The organism is Clostridioides sp. ES-S-0054-01 (assembly GCA_021561035.1).
Taxonomy (GTDB): domain Bacteria; phylum Bacillota; class Clostridia; order Peptostreptococcales; family Peptostreptococcaceae; genus Clostridioides.
Window position 1 is genome coordinate 2,345,792 of record CP067346.1, and the last position, 26,816, is coordinate 2,372,607.

At 27.3% G+C, this 26,816-nt stretch carries 25 protein-coding genes and 2 riboswitches; of the genes, 8 read left to right on the plus strand and 17 right to left on the minus strand.

Going from position 1 to position 26,816, the window contains the following annotated elements:
- Nucleotides 1-99: 99 nt before the first annotated feature.
- Nucleotides 100-1,161 (plus strand): sporulation integral membrane protein YtvI, encoded by a 1,062-nt coding sequence (gene ytvI, locus JJC02_11095; GenBank protein UDN53450.1) that lies wholly within the window; start codon nt 100-102, stop codon nt 1,159-1,161.
- An 86-nt stretch (nt 1,162-1,247) separates the two neighbouring features.
- On the opposite strand, the gene JJC02_11100 is transcribed toward ytvI, so the two are convergent.
- The 4 genes from JJC02_11100 to JJC02_11115 form a co-directional block, all read right to left on the minus strand.
- Nucleotides 1,248-2,144, minus strand: coding sequence for an IS3 family transposase (locus JJC02_11100; GenBank protein UDN56417.1), 897 nt, complete (start codon nt 2,142-2,144; stop codon nt 1,248-1,250).
- Entirely contained in the window at nt 2,102-2,419 is a 318-nt protein-coding gene (locus tag JJC02_11105; protein UDN53451.1) for a transposase, read from the minus strand. Before JJC02_11105 ends, JJC02_11100 begins: the two co-directional genes overlap by 43 nt.
- A gap of 194 nt (nt 2,420-2,613) precedes the next feature.
- A complete protein-coding gene (locus JJC02_11110; protein ID UDN53452.1) occupies nt 2,614-3,867 on the minus strand; it encodes a flagellar protein FliS in 1,254 nt (417 codons plus the stop codon).
- Between the two features lie 79 nt (nt 3,868-3,946).
- Nucleotides 3,947-6,067: a DNA topoisomerase III gene (locus JJC02_11115; GenBank protein UDN53453.1), complete on the minus strand. Its 2,121-nt coding sequence runs from the start codon at nt 6,065-6,067 to the stop codon at nt 3,947-3,949.
- Nucleotides 6,068-6,492: 425 nt separating this feature from the next.
- Nucleotides 6,493-6,581, plus strand: a riboswitch (glycine riboswitch).
- Between the two features lie 186 nt (nt 6,582-6,767).
- Between JJC02_11115 and JJC02_11120 the strand changes: the two genes are divergently transcribed.
- The gene (locus tag JJC02_11120) at nt 6,768-8,135 is read left to right on the plus strand and encodes a sodium:alanine symporter family protein (protein ID UDN53454.1); all 1,368 of its coding nucleotides are present in this window, start codon (nt 6,768-6,770) and stop codon (nt 8,133-8,135) included.
- 151 nt (nt 8,136-8,286) lie between these two features.
- On the opposite strand, the gene JJC02_11125 is transcribed toward JJC02_11120, so the two are convergent.
- The 7 genes from JJC02_11125 to JJC02_11155 form a co-directional block, all read right to left on the minus strand.
- Entirely contained in the window at nt 8,287-8,934 is a 648-nt protein-coding gene (locus tag JJC02_11125; protein UDN53455.1) for a class II aldolase/adducin family protein, read from the minus strand.
- Nucleotides 8,935-8,951: 17 nt separating this feature from the next.
- Nucleotides 8,952-9,638 (minus strand): L-ribulose-5-phosphate 4-epimerase, encoded by a 687-nt coding sequence (gene araD, locus JJC02_11130; GenBank protein ID UDN53456.1) that lies wholly within the window; start codon nt 9,636-9,638, stop codon nt 8,952-8,954.
- A gap of 98 nt (nt 9,639-9,736) precedes the next feature.
- Complete coding sequence (locus tag JJC02_11135; protein UDN53457.1) at nt 9,737-10,795, minus strand: galactitol-1-phosphate 5-dehydrogenase; 1,059 nt, start codon at nt 10,793-10,795, stop codon at nt 9,737-9,739.
- 337 nt (nt 10,796-11,132) lie between these two features.
- Nucleotides 11,133-12,539, minus strand: coding sequence for a PTS galactitol transporter subunit IIC (locus JJC02_11140; GenBank protein ID UDN53458.1), 1,407 nt, complete (start codon nt 12,537-12,539; stop codon nt 11,133-11,135).
- Between the two features lie 183 nt (nt 12,540-12,722).
- A complete protein-coding gene (locus JJC02_11145; GenBank protein ID UDN53459.1) occupies nt 12,723-13,025 on the minus strand; it encodes a PTS sugar transporter subunit IIB in 303 nt (100 codons plus the stop codon).
- 120 nt (nt 13,026-13,145) lie between these two features.
- On the minus strand, nt 13,146-13,592 hold the full coding sequence (locus JJC02_11150) for a PTS sugar transporter subunit IIA (protein UDN53460.1): 447 nt from the start codon (nt 13,590-13,592) through the stop codon (nt 13,146-13,148).
- A 32-nt stretch (nt 13,593-13,624) separates the two neighbouring features.
- Entirely contained in the window at nt 13,625-16,528 is a 2,904-nt protein-coding gene (locus tag JJC02_11155) for a sigma 54-interacting transcriptional regulator (GenBank protein ID UDN53461.1), read from the minus strand.
- Nucleotides 16,529-17,005: 477 nt separating this feature from the next.
- Between JJC02_11155 and JJC02_11160 the strand changes: the two genes are divergently transcribed.
- From JJC02_11160 to JJC02_11175, 4 genes are all read left to right on the plus strand, one after another.
- Nucleotides 17,006-17,428, plus strand: a complete 423-nt coding sequence (locus JJC02_11160) for a DUF3284 domain-containing protein (protein UDN53462.1) — start codon at nt 17,006-17,008, stop codon at nt 17,426-17,428.
- A gap of 199 nt (nt 17,429-17,627) precedes the next feature.
- Nucleotides 17,628-19,013, plus strand: coding sequence for a PLP-dependent aminotransferase family protein (locus tag JJC02_11165; protein UDN53463.1), 1,386 nt, complete (start codon nt 17,628-17,630; stop codon nt 19,011-19,013).
- 277 nt (nt 19,014-19,290) lie between these two features.
- Entirely contained in the window at nt 19,291-19,992 is a 702-nt protein-coding gene (locus JJC02_11170; GenBank protein UDN53464.1) for an AzlC family ABC transporter permease, read from the plus strand.
- Nucleotides 19,985-20,308 carry an AzlD domain-containing protein gene (locus JJC02_11175; protein ID UDN53465.1) on the plus strand — a complete coding sequence of 108 codons (324 nt, stop codon included), beginning with the start codon at nt 19,985-19,987 and terminating at the stop codon, nt 20,306-20,308. The genes JJC02_11170 and JJC02_11175 overlap by 8 nt, the downstream gene beginning before the upstream one ends.
- 207 nt (nt 20,309-20,515) lie before the next feature.
- Here JJC02_11175 and JJC02_11180 read toward each other — a convergent pair whose 3' ends face one another.
- The 4 genes from JJC02_11180 to JJC02_11195 form a co-directional block, all read right to left on the minus strand.
- Nucleotides 20,516-22,591: a sensor histidine kinase gene (locus tag JJC02_11180; protein UDN53466.1), complete on the minus strand. Its 2,076-nt coding sequence runs from the start codon at nt 22,589-22,591 to the stop codon at nt 20,516-20,518.
- A 195-nt stretch (nt 22,592-22,786) separates the two neighbouring features.
- Nucleotides 22,787-23,479, minus strand: coding sequence for a response regulator transcription factor (locus JJC02_11185; GenBank protein UDN53467.1), 693 nt, complete (start codon nt 23,477-23,479; stop codon nt 22,787-22,789).
- Nucleotides 23,480-24,074: 595 nt separating this feature from the next.
- On the minus strand, nt 24,075-24,464 hold the full coding sequence (locus JJC02_11190; protein ID UDN53468.1) for a BlaI/MecI/CopY family transcriptional regulator: 390 nt from the start codon (nt 24,462-24,464) through the stop codon (nt 24,075-24,077).
- Between the two features lie 109 nt (nt 24,465-24,573).
- Entirely contained in the window at nt 24,574-24,951 is a 378-nt protein-coding gene (locus tag JJC02_11195) for a BlaI/MecI/CopY family transcriptional regulator (protein ID UDN53469.1), read from the minus strand.
- A 212-nt stretch (nt 24,952-25,163) separates the two neighbouring features.
- Nucleotides 25,164-25,260: riboswitch (cyclic di-GMP riboswitch) on the plus strand.
- A gap of 54 nt (nt 25,261-25,314) precedes the next feature.
- Between JJC02_11195 and JJC02_11200 the strand changes: the two genes are divergently transcribed.
- The gene (locus JJC02_11200) at nt 25,315-25,491 is read left to right on the plus strand and encodes a hypothetical protein (protein ID UDN53470.1); all 177 of its coding nucleotides are present in this window, start codon (nt 25,315-25,317) and stop codon (nt 25,489-25,491) included.
- Nucleotides 25,492-25,708: 217 nt separating this feature from the next.
- Here JJC02_11200 and JJC02_11205 read toward each other — a convergent pair whose 3' ends face one another.
- Together JJC02_11205 and JJC02_11210 are read right to left on the minus strand one after the other, a co-directional pair.
- The gene (locus tag JJC02_11205; GenBank protein UDN53471.1) at nt 25,709-25,885 is read right to left on the minus strand and encodes a hypothetical protein; all 177 of its coding nucleotides are present in this window, start codon (nt 25,883-25,885) and stop codon (nt 25,709-25,711) included.
- 118 nt (nt 25,886-26,003) lie between these two features.
- On the minus strand, nt 26,004-26,210 hold the full coding sequence (locus tag JJC02_11210; GenBank protein ID UDN53472.1) for a helix-turn-helix domain-containing protein: 207 nt from the start codon (nt 26,208-26,210) through the stop codon (nt 26,004-26,006).
- A 362-nt stretch (nt 26,211-26,572) separates the two neighbouring features.
- Between JJC02_11210 and JJC02_11215 the strand changes: the two genes are divergently transcribed.
- Entirely contained in the window at nt 26,573-26,809 is a 237-nt protein-coding gene (locus tag JJC02_11215; GenBank protein ID UDN56418.1) for a hypothetical protein, read from the plus strand.
- Nucleotides 26,810-26,816: the final 7 nt, after the last annotated feature.

A 26,816-nucleotide genomic window follows, 5' to 3' on the forward strand; every position in this document is an offset into this window, starting at 1 on the left:
TGTGGAAGCTTTATAGTTTATAATCAATATACAGTAGTATATTTTATGTAAAAAAGACCATATTTAGAATAATGTCAAATACATTGGAGGTTTTATATTATGGACATTCAAAAGCAAAAGAATTTTATAATTAAATTTACATATGTAGTTTTAATAGCAAGTATTATATATATTGTATTAAAATTCTTATTACCATTGTTAATGCCTTTTGTAATCAGTTTTATCATTGCATCCATCTTAAGACCTATTATAAGACTTATTACACATAATACAAATTTAAATCGTACATTTATTTCTGTAGTAATACTTTTAGCCTTTTATGGACTGTGTATATTTTTATTAGTTAGTTTTGGTGTGAAGATATTTGCAAGTGTAAGTGACATGTTTTTTAGGCTTCCTGATATATATAAGTCAAGTATACAACCAACACTAAACACTTTATTTTCAAAGATAGATGCTAGTACACCTAATGTTAACCTAGCACTAATACTTGGTTGGGACAATATAAGCCAATCTATGATGTCCTTAGTAGCTTCTGTTTCAACAAATGCACTCAATGCTATTGCTAGTATTGCAAGCAAAACACCTGCGTTTATGTTAAAACTTATTATTACTTTAATTGCTTCTTTTTTCTTTACTTTTGACTATCAAAAAATAGTAAACTTTCTCTTAAAACAGTTTCCAGAAAAAAGTCAATTTATGATAATAAATATAAAAAATAGCAGTATTAATGCTCTTTTAAAACTACTAAAAGCCTACGCAATACTACTATCAGTAACATTTATAGAGCTCCTTATTGGACTTAACCTCCTAAAAGTCGAAAATGCATTTATTATAGCTGTCATCATAGCACTTGTTGATATTTTGCCAGTCTTAGGGACAGGAAGTATTTTGACACCTTGGATGATTATCTCACTTATTAATGGAAATATTCACTTAGCGATAGGACTTTTAATACTATATATAATTATAACCGTTGTTAGGCAAATATTAGAACCAAAAGTAGTAGGACACCAAATTGGTCTATATCCTTTAATAACATTAATGTGTATGTTTGTTGGAGCTCAACTGTTTGGAATAGCCGGATTATTTGGATTCCCTATCGCAGCTACAATCATAAAAAATTTACATGATAATGGTATTATTACTGCATTTAAATAGTTTAACATTTTTATTTAAATTTAAAATAGGCTGTCTCAAAATTGGATATGTCCCTGTCAAGTAGACAGACTTAAAAAAGGCTATCTTTACGCACAATGAGTTCGATATTCAATCGGACTCATTCCGTTTTTTAATTGTATTCTTTCATTATTATAAAAATAAATATAATCATTTATTAGACTAATCATTTTCTTTGGATCTGTAGTATCAATTAAATATATTAATTCAGATTTAAAATGACTGAAAAAACTTTCTATAGGAGCATTATCCCAGCAGTTGCCCTTTCGGGACATTGATTGTATAATACCATTATCCTTAAGCCTTTTAGAGTAAGATCTACTTGTATATTGTGAACCTTGATCTGTATGTAAAATACAATCTTTAGCTAAATTCATATTTATTAGTTGATTTACTGTATTATTAACTAATTTAGTATCCATTTTTGTACTTATCTCATATGCCACTATTTCACCATTAAATAAATCTTTGGCTACATTCATATATAAGAATTTTTTACCGATAGGTATGTATGTTATATCCATACAAATTTTTTCTAATGGTTGATTAGCTCTAAATTCACGATTTAATATATTATCATATATCTCATATGATTTAAACTTACGTCTATATACTTTCTTTCTAATAATAGATTTAATACCTAGTTCTTTCATCAACCTATATACTCTCTTATGATTAATAGGGCTATCAAGTATTTTATTTAAATAAGTACAAATTCTTTTTCTACCGTAAGTTCCTCTATATTTTTTATGTATTTCAATTATATAATCCTTAATAATTCTATCTTTGATACCCCTATCGGAAGATTTTTTAGAATAACTTAGCCATTTATAGTAACCGCTTCTTGACACACCTATCAACTTACACATACTAGAAATACTATACTTCCTAGACATAAGTTTAATTGTTTTAAATTTATCGCTTACTTTGACTTGTCCAATAGGGTACTTAACTTTTTTAAGAATTCATTCTCCATGCGTAAGTACTTCAATTCTTCTTCAACAGATTTAAATTTTCTATTATCATTTTCTAGACTAATATTTTTAAATCTGCCCCTAGTTTCATCATTAAACGCAGTTTTACCTTTATTTTTATAATCTTTTACCCAGTTTTGAACTTGTGTTTTGCTTCTTATATTCAGCATCTCAGCAATTTTGTATGATGAGTATCCTTCTTTTATATATAAGTTTACAGCTTTTAGTTTAAGTTCTTTGCTATATTTTTTGTGTTTTTTAGACATAGAAAAACCCCCTTAGAGTATACGCTTTTTAGACCTATTATAATAGCCTTTTATTTAAATGTCTACTATAAGGGGATTATACTAAAATAGAGATAAGCCTCTTTTTCATTGTGAAATGATGAAAATACATTTGATTTTATACAAAAAGAGTGCCTCATAAACTAAAAAGTCCATTCTGAGACGCTCCCTTTTTTCTACTCTGCACAAATAATGTCAATCATTTCTTTATATTCATTTTCATTATTTAAAACATCTATACTTCTAAATTTTTCTTTCATTTTTCCTTCAATTTTTAATGAATAATCTATTGTATATGGAATAAATTTCTCTATTTCTTTTATATATTCTATAGAAAAAAATTCAGCATTATAAACTATAGAAAACAAAATTAACATTAAGCAGTCATTCTTTATCATAGTTATTACAGATTCACTTTTATTGTTAATTTTAAAACCATCTATTAACTCAATAGTAAAATTTATTAGTTTGTTTGCAACTTTATCTAAAGTACCTTCTTTTGCCATCTCTGTCATAACAGTTTTATGATTATATTTTAAATCTTCTTTTATATCCTGTAAATCATCTGATATTTGTAATAAAAATCCATAGCCTATACAAAACTCTATTTCTTCCTTTGTCATCAATCCGCTTATTAAATATCCATCTACTAAAACAGACGAGCCACCTTTTTCAATAGAAATGGATAATAAATCTTTCTTACACAAATGATTTTCCTTATTTTGTTGTTCTAAACTCTTTACTTGACTTTTAAATATTAATAATAGTGATTCATATACTTCCATAAACTTTTCTCTAGGATAGATACTTTCAATATAATCTATCATTTGAGATACTTTACTTTCATGATAATTATTAGATTTAATTTGTTCTCCCAAGAGCCTTTTTTCTAACCAGTTATTAAATAAAATCTTATCAGTTTTATTTATGCTTGTATTGTCTAAATAATTATCAGTATATGGATATAACATGCTATATGCAAAGTTAGCTTTTGAATAATAGACCTCTTTACCAAATAATAATTGTAATACATTTAAAATCCATACATTCCTCATAGCTTGCATAATATCACCTATAGGTAAATCATCATCAATTTTTCTAACATCTCTAATAAACTGTTTTGTTATATCTAAAAATTTTTTTCTATCCTCTATATCCATTTTTTCTAACTTAAAAATATTTTCTTTTTCTAATGTCTTTTGTAAGAAAATCTCGCCTTTTTTTACCCACATTTTTCTCAATACAGAGTCATTTGGATACCTTTCTAAATGAACTGATATTGTATTTATCAATTTATCTAATTCTTTTTCACTCTTTTTTTGTGAATCCCTACTATATGTTTCTATGTTCTCCAATAATTCACCACTTGAATTATTCCATGTATTTTCACACTTTTTACAATAGTATTCAAATATATCACTTAAATCCATTTAACAGCCCTACTTTCATGCCTAAATTATACACTATATTATATCAGTACATATAATTGATATAATAATAACTTTAAAATTATTTATTTTTTAGTTTAGCTAGTGCTTCTGCAAATGGATTATTAAATGTTTCTTGATTTTTCTTTTGATTTTTTAAATATTGATTAACATCTTTTTTTGATGCCTTCTTTTTTTCTTCTTGCTTCCTCTTGTTAAAAGAAGACAGCTTTTCTCTGTACCCACAACTACAAGTGAAGATTCTTCCCTCACCTTCTCCACGAAGTTCTAATTTTTTATGACAGTTAGGACACCTTGAATTAGTTACTTGTGATATAGTTTTTCTAGTATTACACTCTCTATCTTCACAAATCAACATTTTACCTTTTTTACCATTCACTTCTAACATAAATTTACCACACTCTGGACATCTATTCTTAGTTAAGTTATCATGTTTAAATTTATTATCACTATTTTTTACTTCTAGTACGATATCTTTTGAATAATCTTTCATGTCATTTATAAATGTATTTTTACTAAGTTTTCCTTTTGAAATATCCAATAATTTCTTTTCCCATGAAGCTGTAAGTTCTGGTGTCTTCAAATCTACTGGAACTAAATCTAATAATTGTTTCCCTTTTGATGTTATATATATATCTTTATTTTTCTTTTCCATTAAAAATGAATTGAATAATTTTTCTATTATATCTGCCCTTGTAGCAACTGTCCCAAGACCATTTTTCTCCATAGCTGTCAATAACGTACCCTCATTTAAGTATGGTGGTGGATTTGTTTTCCCTGAAGTTATCTTTAATCCCTTAACTTTAAGTACATCTTTTTCTAAAATATTTGGTATATTTTCATACTCATCTCCATCTTCAATATCTTTGTAAATTTCCTTCCAACCTAAATTTATTACTTTATTTCCCTTAGCCTTAAATATTTCTCCTTCTACAGTTGCATTTATAGTTGTCTGTTCATATTCAAAAGGAGGAGATAGTACTGCTAAAAATCTTTTTACTACAAGATTATATATTTTTCGTTCTTTGTCACTAAAATCACTCATAAATACCTTCTGCTCTGTTGGTATTATTGCATGATGGTCTGTTACCTTTGAATTGTCTACAAATGATTTATTGGCTGTAATATTGTTTTTTAATAATTTACTACAAATCTTTGAGTAATCACTAATATTTACAGCTTTTATTCTATCTTTTAATGTTCCAACAATATCTGATGTTAAATATCTAGAATCAGTTCTAGGATAAGTAAGTACTTTATGATGCTCATACAGTTTTTGCATTATAGATAGAGTTTCTTTTGCTGAAAATCCAAACATTTTATTTGCATCTCTTTGTAATTCTGTTAAATCATAAAGTGCAGGTGAATATTTTTTCTTATATGACTTGTTTACGTCAGATATTTTTATGTCTACACCTTTTACTTTTTTTAATGTAGATTCTATCTTTTCTTTACTAAAAGTTGAAGAGTTATTGCTTTTATCATTCCAAATAAATTTTATATCTGAATTTCCCTTTGTAGCAATTAACTCCAATCCATAATACTCTTTAGGTTTGAAATTTCTTATTTCCTCTTCTCTCTTAAGTAACATTGCAAGAGTAGGAGTTTGAACCCTTCCACAAGAAAGTTGTGCATTGTACTTTGTCGTCAAAGCCCTAGTTGCATTTATTCCAATAATCCAATCAGCCTCTGCTCGTGCTACTGCTGAATAATATAAATTTTCATATTCTTTTCCATTTTTTAATTTTGCAAATCCTTCTTTTATTGCCTTGTCTGTACTCGAAGAAATCCAAAGACGCTTTAGAGTTTTTTTTACTTGTGACTTTTCTATTATCCATCTTGCCACAAGTTCTCCTTCACGACCTGCATCTGTTGCTATAACTATTTCATCTATATCATTTCTATTCATTTGAGCTTTAACTGTATTAAACTGTTTTCCACTCTTTTTTATCACAACAGTCTTCAGGTGCTTAGGAAGTATTGGCAAGTCTTCTAAACTCCATGATTTGTACCTTTCTCCATAACTTTCAGGGTCAGCAAGTGTAACCAAATGACCTAGAGCCCAAGTTACCACATACCTTGGACCCTCTATATATCCATTTTTTTCATTTTTTGACCCTAAAACTTTTGCTATATCTCTTCCAACAGAAGGTTTTTCTGCCAGTACTAATACTTTTCCCATCTAAAAATACTTCCTTTCCTTATACTTAATCTAATATTACGCTTAAAATCTAAATAAATAGAACTTTTCTTAATATCGTAACTATAATATTACCATAATTTAATCATATCTAATTAATTATTTAAGATTTTCTTATTTTTTATTTAAAACTTATTTTTTATCTAATTTGTATGCCTATTACAGAATTTATTTTCACGTACATTACTTAACTTTATAAATTTATAATTCGTAAATATGATTACATTTTTATATTTTTTCTTTGTTTTTTATTTTTTAGTTGACAAAATATAAAAACTTATATTAATATTATTAATACAATAAGCTATGACAAATCAATATCCGGTTAAGATTTTATAGAAGAGTTGCTATATAGCACACCGAAGGAGTAACACTCTCAGGTACTTTTTAAAGTAGGACTGTAAAATTTACGGAACTCTGGAGAGACCCATTATGGGCGCCGAAGGGGCAAGGTTTTTATGCTCAATCTCTCAGGCAAAAGGACAGGGATTATTTACCAAAAATAGTATTTACTAATACTTTTATTTTGGTTGCTAATTAGTGTATATCCAGAGCTGAATCTTTTTTAGATTTAGCTTTTTTTATTACACTAGAAATTATTAATAAATTATACTTATTTCCTGTCAATTACTTCATTAAAAATTCTATTGATTATGTAAAGCAAAAATGAGGGGGTGTTTTTATGAATCTAATTGATATTTTAAACAAAGTTGATGCTTTTATTTGGGGACCACCCCTACTAGTACTACTAGTTGGTACTGGTATACTACTTACCGCTAAACTTGGAGTTGTACAAATAGCTAAACTTCCAAGGGCTCTTAAGTTAATATTCTCTGCGGAAAACAAAGGTAGTGGTGATGTTTCAAGTTTTGCAGCCTTATGTACTGCTCTAGCTGCTACAGTTGGTACTGGTAATATTGTTGGTGTTGCTACAGCTATCAAAGCTGGTGGACCTGGTGCACTTTTTTGGATGTGGATAGCAGCATTCTTTGGAATGGCTACTAAGTATTCAGAAGGTGTTCTTGCAATAAAATACAGAACTAAAGATAAAAATGGTCAAGTGTCTGGTGGACCAATGTACTACATAGTAAATGGTATGGGGGAAAAATGGAGACCTCTTGCAATATTTTTCGCTATAAGTGGTATACTAGTTGCACTTTTAGGAATAGGAACTTTTACCCAAGTAAATTCAATAACAGATGCGATAAATAATAGCTTTGGAATAGACCCTAGAATTACAGGTGTTATATTAGCAGTATTTGTAGCTTTGGTTGTATTTGGAGGTCTTAAAAGTATATCTAATGTAGCTACTAAAATAGTACCTTTTATGGCAGTTATATATGTCGTAATCTGTGGAATCATTTTAATATCTTTTTGGAATAAAATTCCTGAAACTTTTATGTTAATAATCAAAAGTGCATTTACACCTACTGCTGCTACTGGTGGTTTTCTGGGGGCAACTATGTCACTGGCAATTAGGAATGGTATAGCTCGTGGTGTATTTTCAAATGAATCTGGTCTAGGTAGTGCTCCAATAGCTGCAGCTGCTGCTAAAACTGAATGGCCAGCAGAACAAGGTCTTATATCTATGACGGGTACTTTTATAGATACTATTATAATCTGTACTCTTACTGGATTCTCTCTTGTTATTTCAGGAGTATGGTGTTCAGACCTAAATGGAGCTGTTATGACACAAGCAGCTTTTAACGGAGCAATTCCTACATTTGGACCAATATTACTTACAGTTAGTTTGACATTATTTGCATTTACTACCATTTTAGGATGGAGTTATTATGGAGAAAGATGTTTTGAATTCCTGTTTGGTGTAAAAGGTATGAATGGATATAGAACTGTATTTGTAGCTATGGTGCTATTAGGTGCATTCTTAAAATTAGAAGTTGTTTGGATAATTGCTGATATTGTAAATGGACTTATGGCAATACCTAACCTGATAGCTTTACTTGCATTATCACCTATAATAGTATCTGAAACTAAAAAATACTTTGAACATATAAACTCTCCAGAAAATCAAATAAATAAAAATGTATAAATAAAAAGTATAGAATTCCAAGTCAATTTTATATGACTTTGGAATTCTATATTCTTTTGAAAATATATAATAAATATATCTACAGAAATATAGTAATTGAAATAAATAGTACATATATTTTAATTACTATTTTCAATGAAAATTATTTAGATTAAAATTTTATTTCTTCTGGGTATTTCCATGATTTAAATTCATCGACATCTACTACTTCAAGCTCTTTGAACTGGTTTAAAACTAAAGACCTATAGTATATTTCTGCTACCTCTTCTACATATCTTGATTTTAATAATGCTTCCTCTAAATCATTACCTACAGTTGTAAGTCCATGTTTCTCTAGTAAACATGCATCTGTATCTAGCAATAGTTTTGAAACACTCTTAGCTAGTTTTAAAGTTCCCGGTCTTTCATACGGAGCAATATCTACATAACCACCATAATTAACTGATTCATATACAATTGGTATAATTGGTTTCTTTGCTACTGAAAATGCTGTTGCATATAAAGAATGAGTATGTGATATAGCATTTACATTTTCCCTTACTTTGTATATTTCAATATGCATCAACACCTCACTACTTGGTTTAATACCTTTTTCAACTTCTATTACATTTCCATCCAAATCTAATACACAAATATGCTCAACTTTTAATTCTTCTCTTCCTACACCTGAGGGTGTTATAAGTATATATCCAGTCTCTTTATCTCTAATACTAAAATTGCCAGCTTTTTCTTTACATAAACCATAACGCTCTGCTTTAATTGCTATTTCCACAACTTTGACCTTTAAAGACTCTAGCATAATTCACCTCCAGATAATCATTTTTGACCATAGTATGCATTTTTTCCATGCTTTCTTGAAAAATGCTTATTCATAAGCACTTTATCCATAATATTATCAGGACTCATTAACTCTGTATAATAAGCCATCTTTGCAACTTCTTCTAAAACTACTGCATTATGCACAGCTTCATTTGCATCTTTTCCCCATGTAAAAGGTCCATGGTCATTCACAATTATTCCTGGGCAATGAATTGGATTTCTTCCCATAAATTCTTCAACAATTACATTTCCAGTTTCCTTTTCGTATTCACTGCAAATTTCTTCTCTAGTCATTTTTCTGGTACATGGTATACTTCCATAAAAATAATCTGCATGAGTAGTCCCACAAGATGGTATAGGCTTTCCTATTTGAGCCCAGATTGTCGCCCAACTTGAATGTGTATGTACTATTCCCCCTAACTCTTCAAACTCTTTATATAAGACTAGATGAGTTGGAGTATCCGAAGAAGGTCTTAATTTACCATCAACTACATTTCCTTCTAAATCAACTACAACCATATCCTCTACAGTCATACTACTATACTCTACCCCACTTGGTTTTATCACTACTAATCCTTTTTCTCTATCTATCCCACTTACATTTCCCCAAGTATAAGTAATTAGTCTTTTCTTAGGTAATTCTAAATTTGCTTTTAATACCTCTTTTTTTAAATTTTCTAACACTTTTCTTCCTCCTATATTTTATTTGAGAAAATTATTTTTATTTTTCCTAATATTGTAATTATAAAATTTAATTGTTTTTTAGTTTGTCTGTTAAATTTTTATATTTCTACTAGGATTTTATTAAAATCAATCTCTCTCTTGCTCATTTTACTTAAAAAGTCACCAACTTCATTAAGACCTATTTTATGTGAAATCATGGGTTTAAAAACAATATCACCTTTTCCCATAAAATCCAATGTTGCAGTCCATGCTCTTCCAGGATAAGGGCTTGTATATGAATTCCAAGAACCTTTCAAAGTAAGTTCGCCACGTAATATACACTCAGTAGCTTCTACACTAAGTGGTAATTCTGTGTGTGATATACCTACAAACACTATATTACCTCTCTTTTTTGCTACAAGTAGAGATTGTTCTTGTGTAAATCTACTACCAGCAGTCTCTATTACAATATCAGCACCACCATTTGTTATTTTTTTTATTTCTTCAATTACATTTACTTCTTTTGAATTCAATGTATAGTTTGCTCCTAGATATTTAGAAAGTTCTAACTTTTCATTAAAAATATCAACAGCTATAATCTTAGATGCACCAAATACCTTTGCCCATTGTATAGTAAACTGACCTATTGGACCACACCCTAACACAACTACACTATCTCCTACTTTAATGTCAGACTTTGAAATCCCATGATAAGCTATAGTTGCTGGTTCAATTCCAGCAGCAGTTTCATAGTCCAATGTATCTGGTAGTTTTAAAATATGTTCTTCTGGAACTTTTACATACTCTGCCAATGCTCCATTTACTCTTGTTCCAATTATATTGTAATCATCACACAAGCCAAAATTACCTTCATTACAATAATCACATTCTCCACAAGGTACTAATGGTGCAACAGCTACTCTATCTCCTACATTAATATGTTTTACTTTTTCTCCAATTTTAACAACTTCACCAGAAAATTCATGACCTAAAATTAATGGATATGCTGTATTTCCACTTAGACCACTTACCATAGACCTAGGTAAATCTGAACCACATATTCCAACATACTTTACATTTACAAGCACTTCTGTATTTGTTATTTCTGGTATATCTACCATTTCATATCTGACATCACCTACATTATACAATACTGATGCTCTCATTTTATTCTCCATATAAATATCTCCTTTCATGCTATATACTTCTATATAGCAATATCTATGCCATACAAAAGATAAATAGTGTATTCAGATAAATACCTTATATACAAAGTCTTTTGCCAATAGGGATTACATTTTATAAAATCAAATTACATTACTGTATAAATATAAAAGAGTATGTTTTCAGGCTATACAGAAAAACTCAACTATAAAAATACACAAATTATAATTACAAATATTATCTAAATAAAAAGAAGTCTATATTTCATTTAAATATTTCTCAGGTATTATCTGATACTTATATAAAATCAATTATAAACTCCTTTAGTTATTCTTATTTATTTTTACAAACTTAAACTGCTACAGGCTCTTCTTCTACATTTTTAAGTGCTTGTTTTTCTAGATAATCAAGAATACTTGCTTTATTCTTTCTAAATAATGCCCACAGAACAAAGTAAATTACAACTGCAAGACCTATATAAATTGGATTTGCACTTAGAAATGCAAAGAAAACTAATCCCATCAAAGGTTTTCCTAGTATATTAAAACTTGTTATTAACATTGCTCCTGCTGGTATAGCTACACCTATATTTGTAGCCATATCTGTAAATAATGGTGCTGTAGATGTACAAATATATAATCCTAATCCAAACCAAATTATACCTGAAACTAGTACCTTTGGTATATTACCATTATGTATAGCAACTAAACCTTGCACCATATATGGAATTGCTAATAAATCTACAACTGGTAATACTTTATTACCAGGAAGTACCATAGCTATTACAAGCATTATTGGAATTAATATAAGACCCGATATTAGAGTTGCAGGTTCACCATATCCAACAGCATCATTTACTGCTATGTACCACTCACGATTTCCAGCTTTTTGCATAATCTTTCTAGCAGATTCTGTTATAGGTGCAAATGCTTGAGCAAACATACTTGCTACTTTAGGGAAAATTGCCATAACAGCACTTGTAGATATACCTACTTTCATTATTTCTCCCCAAGCTTCCATAGTAGTTATCCTTGTCATATTACCTAATATACCTATAAACATCCCTAAAAAAAGCCCTAAAGTAATTGGTTCACCTAAGAATCCTAATTTCTTCTCTAATTCTTTAGGATTTAATTTTATTTTATTTAGCCCCAATTTATTGTATATAGGGTCTGCAAATACTGCAAACACAGAAGCCTCAACATTATGCATGGCTATTATCGTACAATTAGGGTACCTATAATAGCTAGACCATCTCTTTGCAACTAACTCTGATATTAACAAACTATATAAGTTTAATAAAACCATACATGCTATACCTAAAGGAAAATTTCCTGTTACTCCTATGACCATTGCTCCCCATACCATATAAGAATAGTTATTCCATAAATCTGATGGTTGGAATACATCTGTCCATTTTATTAAAAATAAAATTGTTTGTAATAATATCCCCAGACCTAAATATATCATACCTGCACTTGTTGAAAATGCAACCAATGATGTGGCTTGCCAGCCAACATCAAAAACTGGTAGATTTACTCCTGTACTATCAACCATCCTATTGATAACTGGTGTTATTATTGGTGTAAATGAATTTAGAATCAGTGTAAAACCTTGTAAAGCAACGCCTGCATACACAGCAGAAAGAAACGATTTCTTAGTAGTTACTTTAAATATCTTTGCTATTATGAATATTATAATTGGAACTATAATTGCAGAACCAAATGTATCGATTATGGATTTCATAAATTCTAACATCTTTTATCCTCCTATTTATAAATATTTATAAGATTAATTTAATACTTCTTAAATAACTATTTTTATTATTTTTTAATTTATAACAACATATAAAAATGTTTTCTTCATAAATATTTAGTTAATGTTGGCTTATTATAGTATCTAAATCAATGATTTAAATACTATAATTCACACCTACAAAACTTACTTGTCTATCCCTTCAATAACAGTTAAAACTTCTTCAAAGAATGCCTCTTCTCCTATACCAGTTAAGCAAGCAAATGCATTTATAGTTGGGATTCCATAATCACCCGTTTGAAGTGGACTAGTAAATGTTATAAAGTCAAATCTTCCTGATTGTGCTAAATTCAGTGCTTCTGTTGGTCTAGCTTCTGTTGTAGTAATAGAAATTCCCTTATTTCCTAATACTTCTTTTAATTTACCTGCTACCATTGATGATGTAACTGTTCCTGAACCACAAACTGATAATACATTAAATTGTTTCATAATAATTTCCTCCTAATTTTATACTCTAAATTTTTATTTTATATAGATTAAACCTATCTATAAAATAATACTTACTTTGATTGTTTAAATTTTAATTTTTTATTTCTAATATTGCCTACATTAAATTTCTATAAAATCCAATAATTTAGCTACATCTTCCTTTGTCGATGCATTTTTTATATTTTTTAATAGCTTTATATTTTGAAAAACTGACATTAAATCTTTTAACAGTTTTACTTGTGAATCTGGATTCTTTACTGCTAATAAAAATACAAGTTCTACATCAAGTCTATCTTTTGGGTCTATCATTGAATTAAACTTTACGGGTTTTTTCAATATGCCCACAGCTACATTAGATTCATTTACATGTTTTGAATCTGTATGTGGAATAGCAACACACATTTCGCCAATATCTAGACCTGTTGGTAATGTCTTTTCTCTTTCCAAGACAGCATTTATGTATGTGTCTTTTACATATTCTTTTTGATACATTATATTTCCTAATTCTTCAATAACACTTTCATAATCATTAGATTCTAAACCTAATGATATTAAATCTACATTCATTACTCTGACTCCTCTCAATTTTTTTGCTATGGCTATAGATGTTTAAATTTATCAAATATAATTTTCTTAAAATCATCTTTATTAAAACACTTATTGGCATTGTTCATAAATTCTTCATCTTTTAATATCTCAACAACATTTTTAACAACCTCTTTATCATTAGCCTGAAAAACTGGCATAAATATGAAATTTACATTGCCTACACCCCAGTCAATAGGATTCTTTAGTTTGACAAAAACAAATCTTGTACTATTTACAGTAGAAGAATCTCCATGAGGCACACCTATAGCTCCTTTAGAATATGTTGGAAGCATCTCTTCTCTATGTAAAACAGAGTCTAAGTAATCTTTTTCTACATATTCTTTATTTATAAGAATTGAACATACATATTCTAATAAATCCTTTTTAAAGTATATATCTGGTTCAAAAATCACTAAATCCTCATCAAGCATTCTTTCATACGATTTAATTAGTTTGTCATCTTGTTGTTTTGATTTTGATAGATAGATATCCAAATTTTTAAAAAGTTCTTTATTATATGGTATAAAATTTATACCTGGTATCTTAGGATTTATTGTCCCAACAATAGCTAATATATTGTTTGTCTCCTTTAAATTTTCAATTTTATAAAATAGATTTTCATCCAATGCACTCATTTGATAGCATTTAGTATTATCATACTTTTCTTCTAATGTTTTACTTATGTACTTAGCAGTTCCTTCTCCAGTAAGACATAAGGTTACAATTGCATTTGATTTGTCTATGTGTTTTTCCAATTCATAGTTATATCCCATCCTATCTTTTAACAAAGAAAAAAAGATTTCATCCAGTTCTTCATCTCCCATAGAAACTTTTCTAGCTGCTTCTAGTGCCATTAAGAGGTCTACTCTATCAATAGTTTTAGTATTTATATTAGTCCTCTTATTTACTATTTGACCTATGTTTGTAAGTGAACCAATGTCGACCAAAAATAATATGCCTTTTCCTTGGTCTATTATTTTTGACAATTCTACTGCTTTATTGTATATATTTATTGGTTTTTCATCTAAAGGCATATCTATAGCTACAGGAAATTTTACGCCTAAAAGTTCTTTAACTACATTTACAGTCTCTGTAGCTATACGTCCATGAGAAATTATTATTAACCCTACTTTATCTTTTTTTACTTCATTTTTTAGAGCTGACTTTATATATAGCGTTATAAATCCAATTTCATCATCTGGAACCTTAATACCAATTGATTCCTCAATTTTTATTGCAAAACTTTTACCAATCTCATATTCTTTTAAAAAATCAATCTTTATTTTTTCTAAATTTACATTTATTATCTTTTGATTTAGCTTAATTCTTTTTATAGCTTCTTCTAAGTGTATCGCTAGATATTTAAACATATTTTTATTTACTTCTAAATTAATATTTTTTTCAATTATATCATTCATAAGTTCTTTTACCAGTTTGACTAAGCTATCACTTACAAAACTATTTAAATCACTCATTGAAAAAATCTCTTCATCACTATCTGGATTGAACTTTAAATCAGCAAATCTATTTAAAATAAAAGTCCATAAAATATTCTCTATGTCTATATCTTCAATATCTAGAGACTTTAAGTCATAATATTTCTTTTCAATTGTTTTATATATATCTTCTGGTAATATATACTCATTACTCAAAAGATTTCCTTTTACTGATGATTCTTCTAAATTAAATGGTATAAATATAGCATTTTTCAAATATTTTCTTATCTCTGTGTATTCAACCTCTTGAAAGGCTGTATCTTTAAAAGAATCTTTAAGTTTTAAAACTTCATTTATATCTACTACCACTATCGATTCATTATCTTCATCTTTAGAATTTATAAACTTCATAAAAGCTCTTGCACAAAGAACCTGAATCATATTTTGTAATTGTCCTATATTTCCACTAAATTTTTTTAATGCAAGTATTTCAATCACATTTTTATCTACAAATATTTTTGCGTTTATTCTATTACACTCTTGTTGAAAGATATTGTATATAAGGTCTATTTTCTCTTTTAGTAATCTATCATGCAATGGTGGCAAAGTTATTAGCATTGGTATTCTTCTTCTGAATGTTAATAATAAATTAGTTTCTACATTTTCAGTAGTTGCTCCAATCAACATAATACTTACTTTTCTTTCAGCATTGGTTTCACCTAATCTTCTAAATTTTCCTCTATCTAAGATAGAAAATAGTATTTCTTGACCTTTTGGAGGCAATCTATGTATTTCATCTAAAAATAAAACTCCTTCGTCAGCTTCTTCTACAAGACCTGGTGTATCATATTCAGCTCCTGTAAATGCACCTTTTTTATATCCAAATAACAAAGACAATAATAATTGTGGATTGTCACTATAATCAGCACAATTAAATACAACAAAATTGGAACTTTCTTTTATTATCTTTTTTTGCTTTGCAAACTCATACATATGTCTAGAAAATAAACTCTTACCAACTCCACTTGCTCCAACAATCAATGTTGGTAACCCTTTGGGTGGATACAATATAGCAGATTTAGCCTGCTCTACAGCATTTCTAAGACTCCCTTTATTTCCTATTAAAGTTTCAAATGGGTCACTCGATTCTTCTTTAGTTACCTCGACTACATCCATTTCTAAACTTTCTTTAGGTAAAAGTTCCTCTACAACTCTTCTGGATATATTAAAACCTTCTGTCATCAATTCCCTTGTAATTTCTGATATAGAAATATTCTTATTCTTTTGTAATATTGCTGAAATTGCTGATTTTAAATAAGGATATCTTCTTTGTCTTGAATTACTTATATTAAGCTCTTTTCTCAAATTAGTTATATTCTCTCTAGTTGTACTTAAAAACTTTGCTATTTGAACATCTGTTAATGGATCTTTTTTATTTTCTGTATTTATGATGTTTACAAGTTTATCTCTCAACTCCATGCTTAATAACTCCTTTCTTGATAAATATATAAGCAACTATCATGCCATACTTACTTTAATATTTTTTGCTAGTCAAACCCTGTAAGTAACTAGATGTCATAAATATTTATACATTTTGATAAGTATTTACATTTTGTATATTTAGTAATTTACTAAATGTATTAGTTATTCATAATCTTAAATAATTTAATTCTTTGTTTAAATTGTAATGCAAAATACTTTATAAATTTATGATTGAAAAACTTACTCAATCATATATAATAGTACGTATCTACTCAACAATAAAAATTATAATAAACTGTGTTTTTAACTCTTTCTGTTTTAAAATTTTATTTTTATATAATAGTATACATACTTATACATATAATATTTTAGCTATATAAATAGTTTTAATATGATTTTATATGGCATATTATACTATTTTAACTTAAAAATTAATTTATAAATATTAAATTTATATACAGAGGAGAAAACAATATGAATACATTTAAAACTGAAGTTTTATTAAAATATTCTGCAAAAGACATATTTAATATATTTACAAAATCTGCAAGACTAAATTTTCCTAATTTTAATGAAAAAAAAGCAGTAGGCACATTTGTACAACAAAAAAATAATAAAAGATTTAAGATTGAAATAACTAATTTCGAAAAAAATAGAGTATATGAAATAAAAACAAGCAATAAAAGAGAAAGTATTATTACTAGATATGAACTAGTACATATTGATTTAGAAAATACAAAACTTATTTTTACTGAAAGTGAAAGCGAGAGAAATGTATTTGGAAAAATCAATTCAGTTCTTGTAAGAGTATTGTTTGGAAAAAGGCAACCAGAAGAATTTAATAAATTTATAAAAAATCTAGAAATGGAGTTAGAAAATAATAATATTAATTTATAGATATAAGTTAGATTATATTGTATTTAAAAAGTATCTAAAAATATTTATAAAATTAAAATATTATTTAAGACTTAATGATTGTATTAAATTATATAATTTATTGGATAAATCTGTTATTATTATATTAAATTGGTGACTTTCATCATTTCGAGATAAGAAAGAAAGAAAAAAACAAATTAATAACGTGAGGTGAAAACTTATGCCAATTAATTCTTTTGAAAATTATCCTATGAACTGGAAACCAAAGAGACCTTCAAAAGGACAGATATTATATAAGGCTCTTGCAGAACAACTAGAGCAAGATATCAACAGCGGATTTTTATTGCCTGGTACTAAATTACCGCCCCAACGTGAATTGGCAGATTTCCTAGATGTTAATGTAAGTACTATCTCTAGAGCCTTTAAAATTTGTGAAAAAAAAGGATTAATAAGTGGAGTTACAGGAAGTGGAACTTTTGTGTCTTATGATACACGTTCAAATCTATTCTTAATGTCCAGTAATAATAAAATTACGTTTATTGAAATGGGCACAATGAATCCAGATTTCACACTAGAAGAAATGAATACTTTATTTAAACATATAATTAAAGAAATAGATTTTAAAACGATATTCCAATATGGACAAAGAGATGGCGCTAAATGGCAAAAAGAAGCTATTGCCAAACTAATTTATAAGGCTGGGCTTGAAACCACAGCAGATAGCTTACTCCCTGCAAGTGGTGGACAAAATGCAATTGTTGCCATTTTGGCAGGTTTGTTTCAACATGGAGATAGAATAGGTGTAGACCCACTAACTTATCCTGGAATAAAGACAGCAGCTAAAATGCTTGGAATACAACTAATTCCAATTAAACAAGAAAATAATGAAATTAGTGAAGAGGGCTTATTGTATGCTTGCAAAAATGAAAATATTAAAGGTCTATACATAATACCAGATTATCAAAACCCAACTACACATATAATGTCACAAAATGGTCGAAAAATGATTGCAGACATTGCATCTAAATACAACTTAATTGTGATTGAGGATGCTATTCATAGTTTACTTAATGAAACACATTTAAATCCAGTAGCTTCCTACCTACCCAATCAAACAATTTATATTACGAGTTTATCAAAAATTATCGCACCTAGTTTAAGGCTAGCATATATCTCTACACCTAAACAGTATCGAGAAGCATTATCAAGTGCATTATACAATATTAATTTATCTCAATCTTATTTTCTAACAGAAATTGCTTATCGTATGATTACATCAGGTGAAGCTGATAAATTAATTAATGCACGTCGTAAGTCTGCAAGAAGAAGAAACAAGATTATTAATCAATATTTATCTGGGTATACTCTTTTAGGAAATGAAGAATGTATATTTAGATGGTTGGTTCTGCCTGAGGGAGTAATGTCAGAAAAGTTTGAAATACAAGCACTTAAAGAAGGTGTACAGGTTTATGCTTCTGAGCGTTTTGCTGTTGGAAAAGAAAAACCTATTTCTGCAATAAGAATAGCTGTATGTGCTACAGAAAGTACAGAAGAGCTTAAAGCTGGTCTGACTTTATTAAAAAGACTATTGGAAGAGGAAAAATAATTGTATTGCACACAATATTTTAATTGTGTGTATTTTTTTTTGTTGTTAAAATAAAACTACACCAGATAATAATTAGTTTATAGAGATTAATATGTATTATTACATCATAATAACAAATATATAAAATTTAATAATAGTTTAAGATTATCTCTTTTTTATATAGTAATTTATATATTAATCCAAATTTATTTTTAAGTATGATTGCAATTATACAATTAATCTATTTTTCTGTTTTACTAATACTTTAATACATTTAATACAAAAGGAGTGATTTATTGTGGAAAGAACTCAACAATTAAGAGAAAGCTTTATTGCTTCAATTCCTATATTTTTAGGTTACATACCTATAGGTATAGTAGGAGGAATACTATTACAAAAATCTGGTCTTTCACCTTTTCAAATAGCACTAATGGTAACTTTAGTATTTGGAGGAAGCTCTCAATTCATCGCAGCTTCAATGATTTCTACTGGTGCAAGTGTAACGTCTATTGTTTTGACTACATTTATAGTTAACTTAAGACATTTTCTAATGAGCTCTAATTTGAACATGTACATAAAAAATAAAAGTCCAAAATTTATATTGCCATTTTGCCATACTATAACAGATGAAACTTTTGCAGTTAATTATGAAAAATTTACTGCTGGAAATTGGTCTGATAGAAATGCTATTTATCTCAATTTCTTCTGCTTAATTTCATCAGTTTTAGCTAATTTTATTGGCGCATTTTTAGGAGAAAGTATATCTATAGACAGCTCCATTTCTGGATTCATATTAACTTCTATGTTTATAGCTTTAATAGTTTCTCAAATAAAAAATAAGATTTATATTGTAGTATTTATATCATCAATCATTATTTCTGTTATTTTATATTCATTATTCAAAAGTAATTTAGTAGTAATAGTTGCATCAATTTTAGCATCTTTAATTGGTTTCTTTATAGAAGAATCTTACTGTAAAAAGGAGGAATCTTATGAATAATAATTATATATTTTTTATTATAATTGGAATGTATATTGTTACATATCTACCAAGAGTACTTCCTATGTTAATTTTCTCAAAAAAAGAGATGCCTGATTTTTTGAAAAAAATTATGAAATTTATTCCTGTAGCAATACTTACTTCCTTAACTGCTAAAGATGTATTTTTTAATGGAGATAGCCTATATTTATCTATATCTAATCCTAAAATTATATCTTTTATGATTGTACTTCTTGTCGCATATAAGTTTAAATCTATTGGTATTTCTATTGTTACAGGTGTGATATCTATATATTTATTTGGAATTATCATGTAATATTTGGATAATGTTTTATTTTATAAATTATTTTATAAACTATGTGTACAATTTTAATTTAAGTTGTTATATTGTTGATTTTAAATAAAAAAACAGAGTGGCTTAAAGTTACTCTGTTTTTACACTTCATCCTCTACTGTCAATGTTCTAATATCTTATAATAAAAGCTTCTGACAGTCAAAAGCATATGTATACTTAAATACTATCTCAGTCCATATTTTTTACTTCTTCTTCATATTTTTGAAACTCTAAATTTGCTTTAAATAAATCTCCATCTATTTCTATATAGAATTTTCCACCTTGTAAATCTACTAAGTCTCTTGCAATAGCAAGTCCTAATCCACTACCTTCAGTATTCCTTGATTCATCAGCTCTTTTAAATCTTTCCATAATCTCACTTGGGTCAAAATTTAATTCATAAGAAGATATATTTTTCATAGTTACCTTTATATTTTCACCATAGTCATATATATCAATATAAACTCTAGTTTCTTCTAAAGAATATTTTGCTATATTAGATAAAAGATTTTCAAATACTCTATACATTCTTCTTCCATCTGCCCATATATATACCTTATCATTTGGAACATTTAATTTGATATATAAATTATTTTTAGATAATTTTTCTTCAAGCTCACCTATACTTTGTCTTAAGAGTTGTACTAAATCAATCTTGCTAATTTGTAATTCTATATTACCACTACTTACTCTACTAGCTTCAAATAAATCTTCTATCAATAATTTTAGTCTTTTTGACTTTGACTCAAGCACATTTATATAATCATTTATATATTCTGGTTGTATCGATTCTTCTTTTTTAATTAAATCTACATAATTTATTATAGAAGTAAGCGGAGTTTTCAAATCATGAGATACATTTGTTATAAGGTCAGACTTCATTCTTTCACTTTTTACTTGCTCTTCTATTGCTTTATCAAGACCTTCTCCAATATTATTTATATTTTCAGCTAAAGACGCAAAATTATCATTCCCAGTAATTTTTATCTTATAATCTAATTCTCCCTGTTTTATCCTTTCTGTACCTTCTATTACATAACTAAGATATGAAAGTCTTTTAGTTATATATACTGCAAATCCTAAAAAAATACATATAGAAAACAACAATCCAATGCTTATACTTTGAACACTAATTACCATGATTAAAACTAAAGATGTTATCACTATCAAAATAACTTTTCTTGCTAAAGATACTTTCTTTATAGCGTTAATAACCTCACTTACAGTTTTTATTAACCATAAAATCACTCTTATTATAATACTTGACTTAAATATACATATTTTATTTTCTAAATAACTTAATTGAACATTTATAAAAAATATATTATTTGATACTACCAGTAAAGATAAAGAAACTAACATAATTACATAAATATGATAAGATACATTAAGAGCATACACAGTTAAAATCGCAATTGAAATAGATACCAATATTGTATTAAATTCCATAGGTATTTTATTGTATATTAATAAAAATATGTTATTTTTTTTTAAGGCTTCACATTTTATTCTACTATACAAAACTATAGATAATAAACATATAATTGCTAAACTTAAACTAGCTACAAAAAATAATCTTACTTTTTCTGTAGCTTGTTTAAATATTTGAAAGTTAGTGTATACTATTCCATCTCCTATAGTAGGCTCTTTTGGAAAAGATACATATGCCTCAAAAGATTCATCAAATCCATTTAGTTCCATACTAACATTATTCAGTTCAAATTTTTCTCCATTTATTTTCTTGGTATATGAGCTCTTTTCTACATTACTTATTATCTCTATATCACAATAACTCTTAGTTTTTTGTTTAAAATCCTCTAAAGTATTATATGTTGTATTTGTATAAAATTCTCCTGAATATGTATTGATAACGTATATTTTTATATTTTTTAGAGAATCTAAATATTTAGTAGCAATATTTTTATTGTTCATGATTCTATTATAATCATAAGTACTACTACTTAAATCTATATTTTTACTTTTTGTTTGGCGAAACTCATAATTTAATTTACTTTTTTCTTCACTAGTTAACTGGCTATCCACAGATAACTTAATATTGTATAATAAATCTGACATTGTTCCTTCATCAAATATATTACTATAATAAAAATCATCAGATATATTAAAAATTCCACTATTCGTAGAAGTCTTTTGTATATTGTATTTAGGCTCAGCAAGTCCTATTGTTGCCAACAATATAGTTAATGGAAATGAGATAGATACTATGATTAATGAAACTAACTTTAATGCTCTATATTTTTCCAAGTTACTCACCTCATCTACATTGTCAGTATTTTATATAAGATAAAATTCAAAAAAAGCATAATTCCCATAGAATAACTTAAACTGCTTGAGAAAAAATTAAAACATATTAAAATTCCTAACATTTGTGTAAATGTAAAAATGACTAAAATCAAAATACAATTAAATATTAAACTCTTTTCTTTTATAATTTTTCCACTAAAATTTTTCAATCTTATAACCAACTCCCCACACCACCTTTAAAAATCTTGGTTCTTTTGGATTTATCTCAATCTTTTCTCTTATTCGCCTAATGTGTACTGCTACTGTATTTTCTGAATTAAAACTTTCCTCATTCCATACTTTTTCGTATATCTCATCTATTGAGAAAACTCGTCCTTTATTTTCTAAAAGAAGTTTAATAATTTTATACTCAATTGGAGTCATTTTTATGTTCTCGCCATCAATTTTTACTTCTTTTGTTAGTGTATTTAACTCCAAAGTTCCACTTTTTAAAATTTCTTTACATGTGTCTTCATAATTGCCTAAAGTTACATATCGCCTTAAATTTGATTTAACCCTAGCTATAAGCTCCAATAGATTAAAAGGCTTTGTTATATAATCGTCAGCTCCAATATTTAGTCCCATTATTTTATCTGTATCTTCACTTTTTGCTGAAATTAAAATTATTGGAATGTTTCTTTCTTCTCTTATTTTTACTGTTGCTTTGATTCCATCCAATTTAGGCATCATTATATCCATTAATATTAAATGAATGTCATTCTCTGTTATTATTTCCAAAGCTTTTATTCCATCATATGCTTTATATATTTTAAAGCCTTCTGATTTAAGATATATTTCTATTGAATCAACAATTTCTTTATCATCATCTACTACTAATATATTGTACATATTTTCACTTCCTCTATTGTATAATAATACTTATCTCTATTATACAATATCTTTCACTTACTTTCTCAACAATGACTAAATTGTTATATTACATTGGCTTACATTTTTGTAACTTTCCTTTATAAGTATATAATAAAATATAAATCTTAAGAAAATATTATCCTAATTCTTAAATATTTCTTAAGATTTATACTTTATTGAAGTTTATTTGAATTAATTAATTTGAATTATGGTGTTTTCAGATTACTTTTATTTAAGTATTTTGATTAGATTCAGCTGAATTAATGTATATTAATTCTTATTGAGTGGTTTTTATTTTCTGGGTGGAAGAATGGTGGAAGAATCACATTTCACTAATTTTCTTCCACCATTCTTCCACCCGAATATACTTAGAAGCATTTATTTCACTACAATAATAGCTACTATTTAAATTCTATTTTTATACATCTTATCTACTATATACCATACATATTCTATTAAAATTTATATAAATATAGGACAAACCTATTTCATTTTTTTAACATGTTCAGAATAATGAACAAAATGAAGGTAGAAAAAGTTATAATTTCATACCTTCATTTTGTTTATTATATATCTATTTGTCATTTTTTTCTTTCAAACTCTTAAAATGTTCTTCGAGTTCAATTAATTTATCTTCATCTACTTCATCATCTTTACTATGTAATGCTGATATTAAACTTGAAATTGAATTCTTATGTATGTTCTTCAAAAATTCCTTTGTTTCAAACCTTAGATATTTTTTCTCTTTTACTAGTATATTATAATGTGTAAGTTTACCTATTTTCTCTGTGCCTAAAAACTCCCTTCGCTCTAATCTTTTTAAAACTGTAAATGTAGTTGATTCGTTCCATCCATTTTGTTCTTCCATTGCATTAACTAAATCTCTAGAAGTTAATACTTTTTTAGTTTCCCAAATATATCTCATAACTTTTAATTCTGCTTCAGGTAATTTACTAATTTTCATGTTATACACCCCCTTACCGATTCATATATAAATAAATTCTATCCTAATAAAGTTTTCCAAACAAGAGAATCACACTAAATATTTACATCCAATTTTTTCCACTTTTAGATTATTCTTCTAAATTTCTATAATATTCTTCCAATGAGTCTAGTTTTTCTTTACTTATAGATTTATGTGTAGTAGTAAGAGAACGCATTATTTTTCTGCTTTTACTAGATTTCAGTACCTTTTTCTTAAAAGCATAATATTCTTTGTTATCTATTATTATTTTATAATGAGATTGAAATTTTATAATATCTCTAGCCAAATAACCTTTGTCAACTAACCTTTTTAGTAGTATTTTTATCGTACTTTTATGCCATCCATAAATCTGTTTCATTTCTTTTATAATTTCTTTTTTAGGCATTAGAGAATCCTTTTTCCATAAATACTCCATTACTATTAATTCTGCTCTTAATAATTTTTCTACTAATATTTCTTCTTTCAATTTATGTCACTCCCTCAAATTTGTCTAAACTTCTAAATTAATATTAGTAGCTTCTGATTCCAATTCATACAGTTAATTTTTACCGTTTATTCTACATATTTAGTCTAAGTTTTTTGAAGTAAAATAACGTTCATATCTATAAATTTATTCAATTTTCAAACAATCTTGTTGAATAATAGCTAATTCTATTGTATTGTTTTAGTTGTAGAATAAAACTAAATCGGCAAAACTAGAGAAATTTAGTGACGCAAAGCTATAGGGACTAAGACTTATAGAGCATCTTATGAGTTATGTCAGCCAGTTGCCAAAAAGATATTGTTCTTTTTGCTTTTATGAAAGTTTTTTAGGGGGATAATAATATATATGTTTAGAGATAAAATGGATAAATGTACTCATATGTTGACTGCTTATATCGGTAGTTCATATGATTATTGTAATTTTATAGATACACAGTTAGATGATTTTATACTAGAGTATGGAGAAAACGTAGTAGAGTCTTGTTTGCACCAAGTTATGGTATTGGTAAGTAAGTATAATTAGATAGATTTTGTTTTCTAGAGAACCCTTTTTTGTTTTATCTACATTTGAAGATTATTATGTTAAAAAATTAATTAAAATATATTTATAATATTCATAGTTTTATTTTTTCTTAAAATGCGATATAATAAATATGTAAATTCGTATCAAAAACAAAAAAGAAACTACAATCTATTGCTCTAGAGCGAAGTTTTAAATTCAAAATAATTTAAGTAATGATTTATTCATTGAAATCGTCTTGATTGCAGTCAGGACGATTTCTTAGTTTATGTAAAGATTCTTTTAATCTACTTATAGAATCAAATAATCTTGTTATAGACTTTACTATTGTTGTAATAGATTTTATTACAATAGTAATATAGTACGCTATAACAAGTATAAACATAAGTGTTTTCATATACTCACCCCCTTTCATACGAAGGTGATTTCTGAAAACTTTCGCCCTTAGATTGTAGCCTCTTGCAAGATATATTCTCGCATTTTAATTATAACATAATTTTACAATTATCAAATATCTATTCTTCATCTTTTTTAATCTCAACAATATCCTCTATGTTGCAATCTAATGCTAAACATATTTTTTCTATTGTAGCCATAGAGACAACTTTATCCTCTTTTAATTTGCTGATACTTGAACTTCCTAGTCCTGTCATTTCTTTAAATTCCATTTTCTTTATTTTTTTATCAATTAATAATTTCCATAAACGATTATATGAAATCATGTTATCAACTCCTTATAATCTATTTTATCATAATTGACCTGTTAAGGGTAATATTTCTCTTTTATAGTTAATTTCACTTGACTTTCTTCTTAAATAATAGTATCATCAAATTAACCTTAAAAGGTTAATATTAACCATTTAAGGAAATAAGTTTAAAGGAGTGTATGGAAATGATAAAATTTGAAGTTGGCAAAACTTATGCAACAAGAAGTGTATGTGACCATGACTGCGTGTTCACTATAGAGGTTATTAAAAGAACTGACAAAACTATAACTTATAAAGAAGATGATACTGTTAGACGTGCTAAAATTCGTTTTAATGATTATAATAATTGTGAATACATAAGGATTGGAAATTATAGTATGTCACCTAATTTCAGCGCTAAAGACTTATTTAAAAAAGATAAAGAAAATGAATCTACTACAGAAAAATATTTTGTAATAAGTCGCTACTATGATGATGGTAAAGCTATTGCTTTTATAGAAATGAATAGCACTAAATATAAGACTGAATATATTAGAAACTTCGACCAATACGTTGATGAATTTTCTACATTAGAAGAAGCAGAAGAATGTCTGCAAGAATGTCTTAGTGCTTAAGGGGTGA

Excerpts from the sequence above, each read along its gene's own strand:
- ytvI (UDN53450.1), top strand. The coding sequence starts at position 100 with ATGGACATTCAAAAGCAAAAGAATTTTATAATTAAATTTACATATGTA.
- JJC02_11105 (UDN53451.1), bottom strand. The coding sequence starts at position 2,419 with ATGTCTAAAAAACACAAAAAATATAGCAAAGAACTTAAACTAAAAGCT.
- JJC02_11110 (UDN53452.1), bottom strand. The coding sequence starts at position 3,867 with ATGGATTTAAGTGATATATTTGAATACTATTGTAAAAAGTGTGAAAAT.
- JJC02_11115 (UDN53453.1), bottom strand. The coding sequence starts at position 6,067 with ATGGGAAAAGTATTAGTACTGGCAGAAAAACCTTCTGTTGGAAGAGAT.
- JJC02_11120 (UDN53454.1), top strand. The coding sequence starts at position 6,768 with ATGAATCTAATTGATATTTTAAACAAAGTTGATGCTTTTATTTGGGGA.
- JJC02_11125 (UDN53455.1), bottom strand. The coding sequence starts at position 8,934 with ATGCTAGAGTCTTTAAAGGTCAAAGTTGTGGAAATAGCAATTAAAGCA.
- JJC02_11135 (UDN53457.1), bottom strand. The coding sequence starts at position 10,795 with ATGGAGAATAAAATGAGAGCATCAGTATTGTATAATGTAGGTGATGTC.
- JJC02_11140 (UDN53458.1), bottom strand. The coding sequence starts at position 12,539 with ATGTTAGAATTTATGAAATCCATAATCGATACATTTGGTTCTGCAATT.
- JJC02_11145 (UDN53459.1), bottom strand. The coding sequence starts at position 13,025 with ATGAAACAATTTAATGTATTATCAGTTTGTGGTTCAGGAACAGTTACA.
- JJC02_11150 (UDN53460.1), bottom strand. The coding sequence starts at position 13,592 with ATGAATGTAGATTTAATATCATTAGGTTTAGAATCTAATGATTATGAA.
- JJC02_11155 (UDN53461.1), bottom strand. The coding sequence starts at position 16,528 with ATGGAGTTGAGAGATAAACTTGTAAACATCATAAATACAGAAAATAAA.
- JJC02_11160 (UDN53462.1), top strand. The coding sequence starts at position 17,006 with ATGAATACATTTAAAACTGAAGTTTTATTAAAATATTCTGCAAAAGAC.
- JJC02_11165 (UDN53463.1), top strand. The coding sequence starts at position 17,628 with ATGCCAATTAATTCTTTTGAAAATTATCCTATGAACTGGAAACCAAAG.
- JJC02_11175 (UDN53465.1), top strand. The coding sequence starts at position 19,985 with ATGAATAATAATTATATATTTTTTATTATAATTGGAATGTATATTGTT.
- JJC02_11185 (UDN53467.1), bottom strand. The coding sequence starts at position 23,479 with ATGTACAATATATTAGTAGTAGATGATGATAAAGAAATTGTTGATTCA.
- JJC02_11190 (UDN53468.1), bottom strand. The coding sequence starts at position 24,464 with ATGAAAATTAGTAAATTACCTGAAGCAGAATTAAAAGTTATGAGATAT.
- JJC02_11200 (UDN53470.1), top strand. The coding sequence starts at position 25,315 with ATGTTTAGAGATAAAATGGATAAATGTACTCATATGTTGACTGCTTAT.
- JJC02_11205 (UDN53471.1), bottom strand. The coding sequence starts at position 25,885 with ATGAAAACACTTATGTTTATACTTGTTATAGCGTACTATATTACTATT.
- JJC02_11210 (UDN53472.1), bottom strand. The coding sequence starts at position 26,210 with ATGATTTCATATAATCGTTTATGGAAATTATTAATTGATAAAAAAATA.
- JJC02_11215 (UDN56418.1), top strand. The coding sequence starts at position 26,573 with ATGTCACCTAATTTCAGCGCTAAAGACTTATTTAAAAAAGATAAAGAA.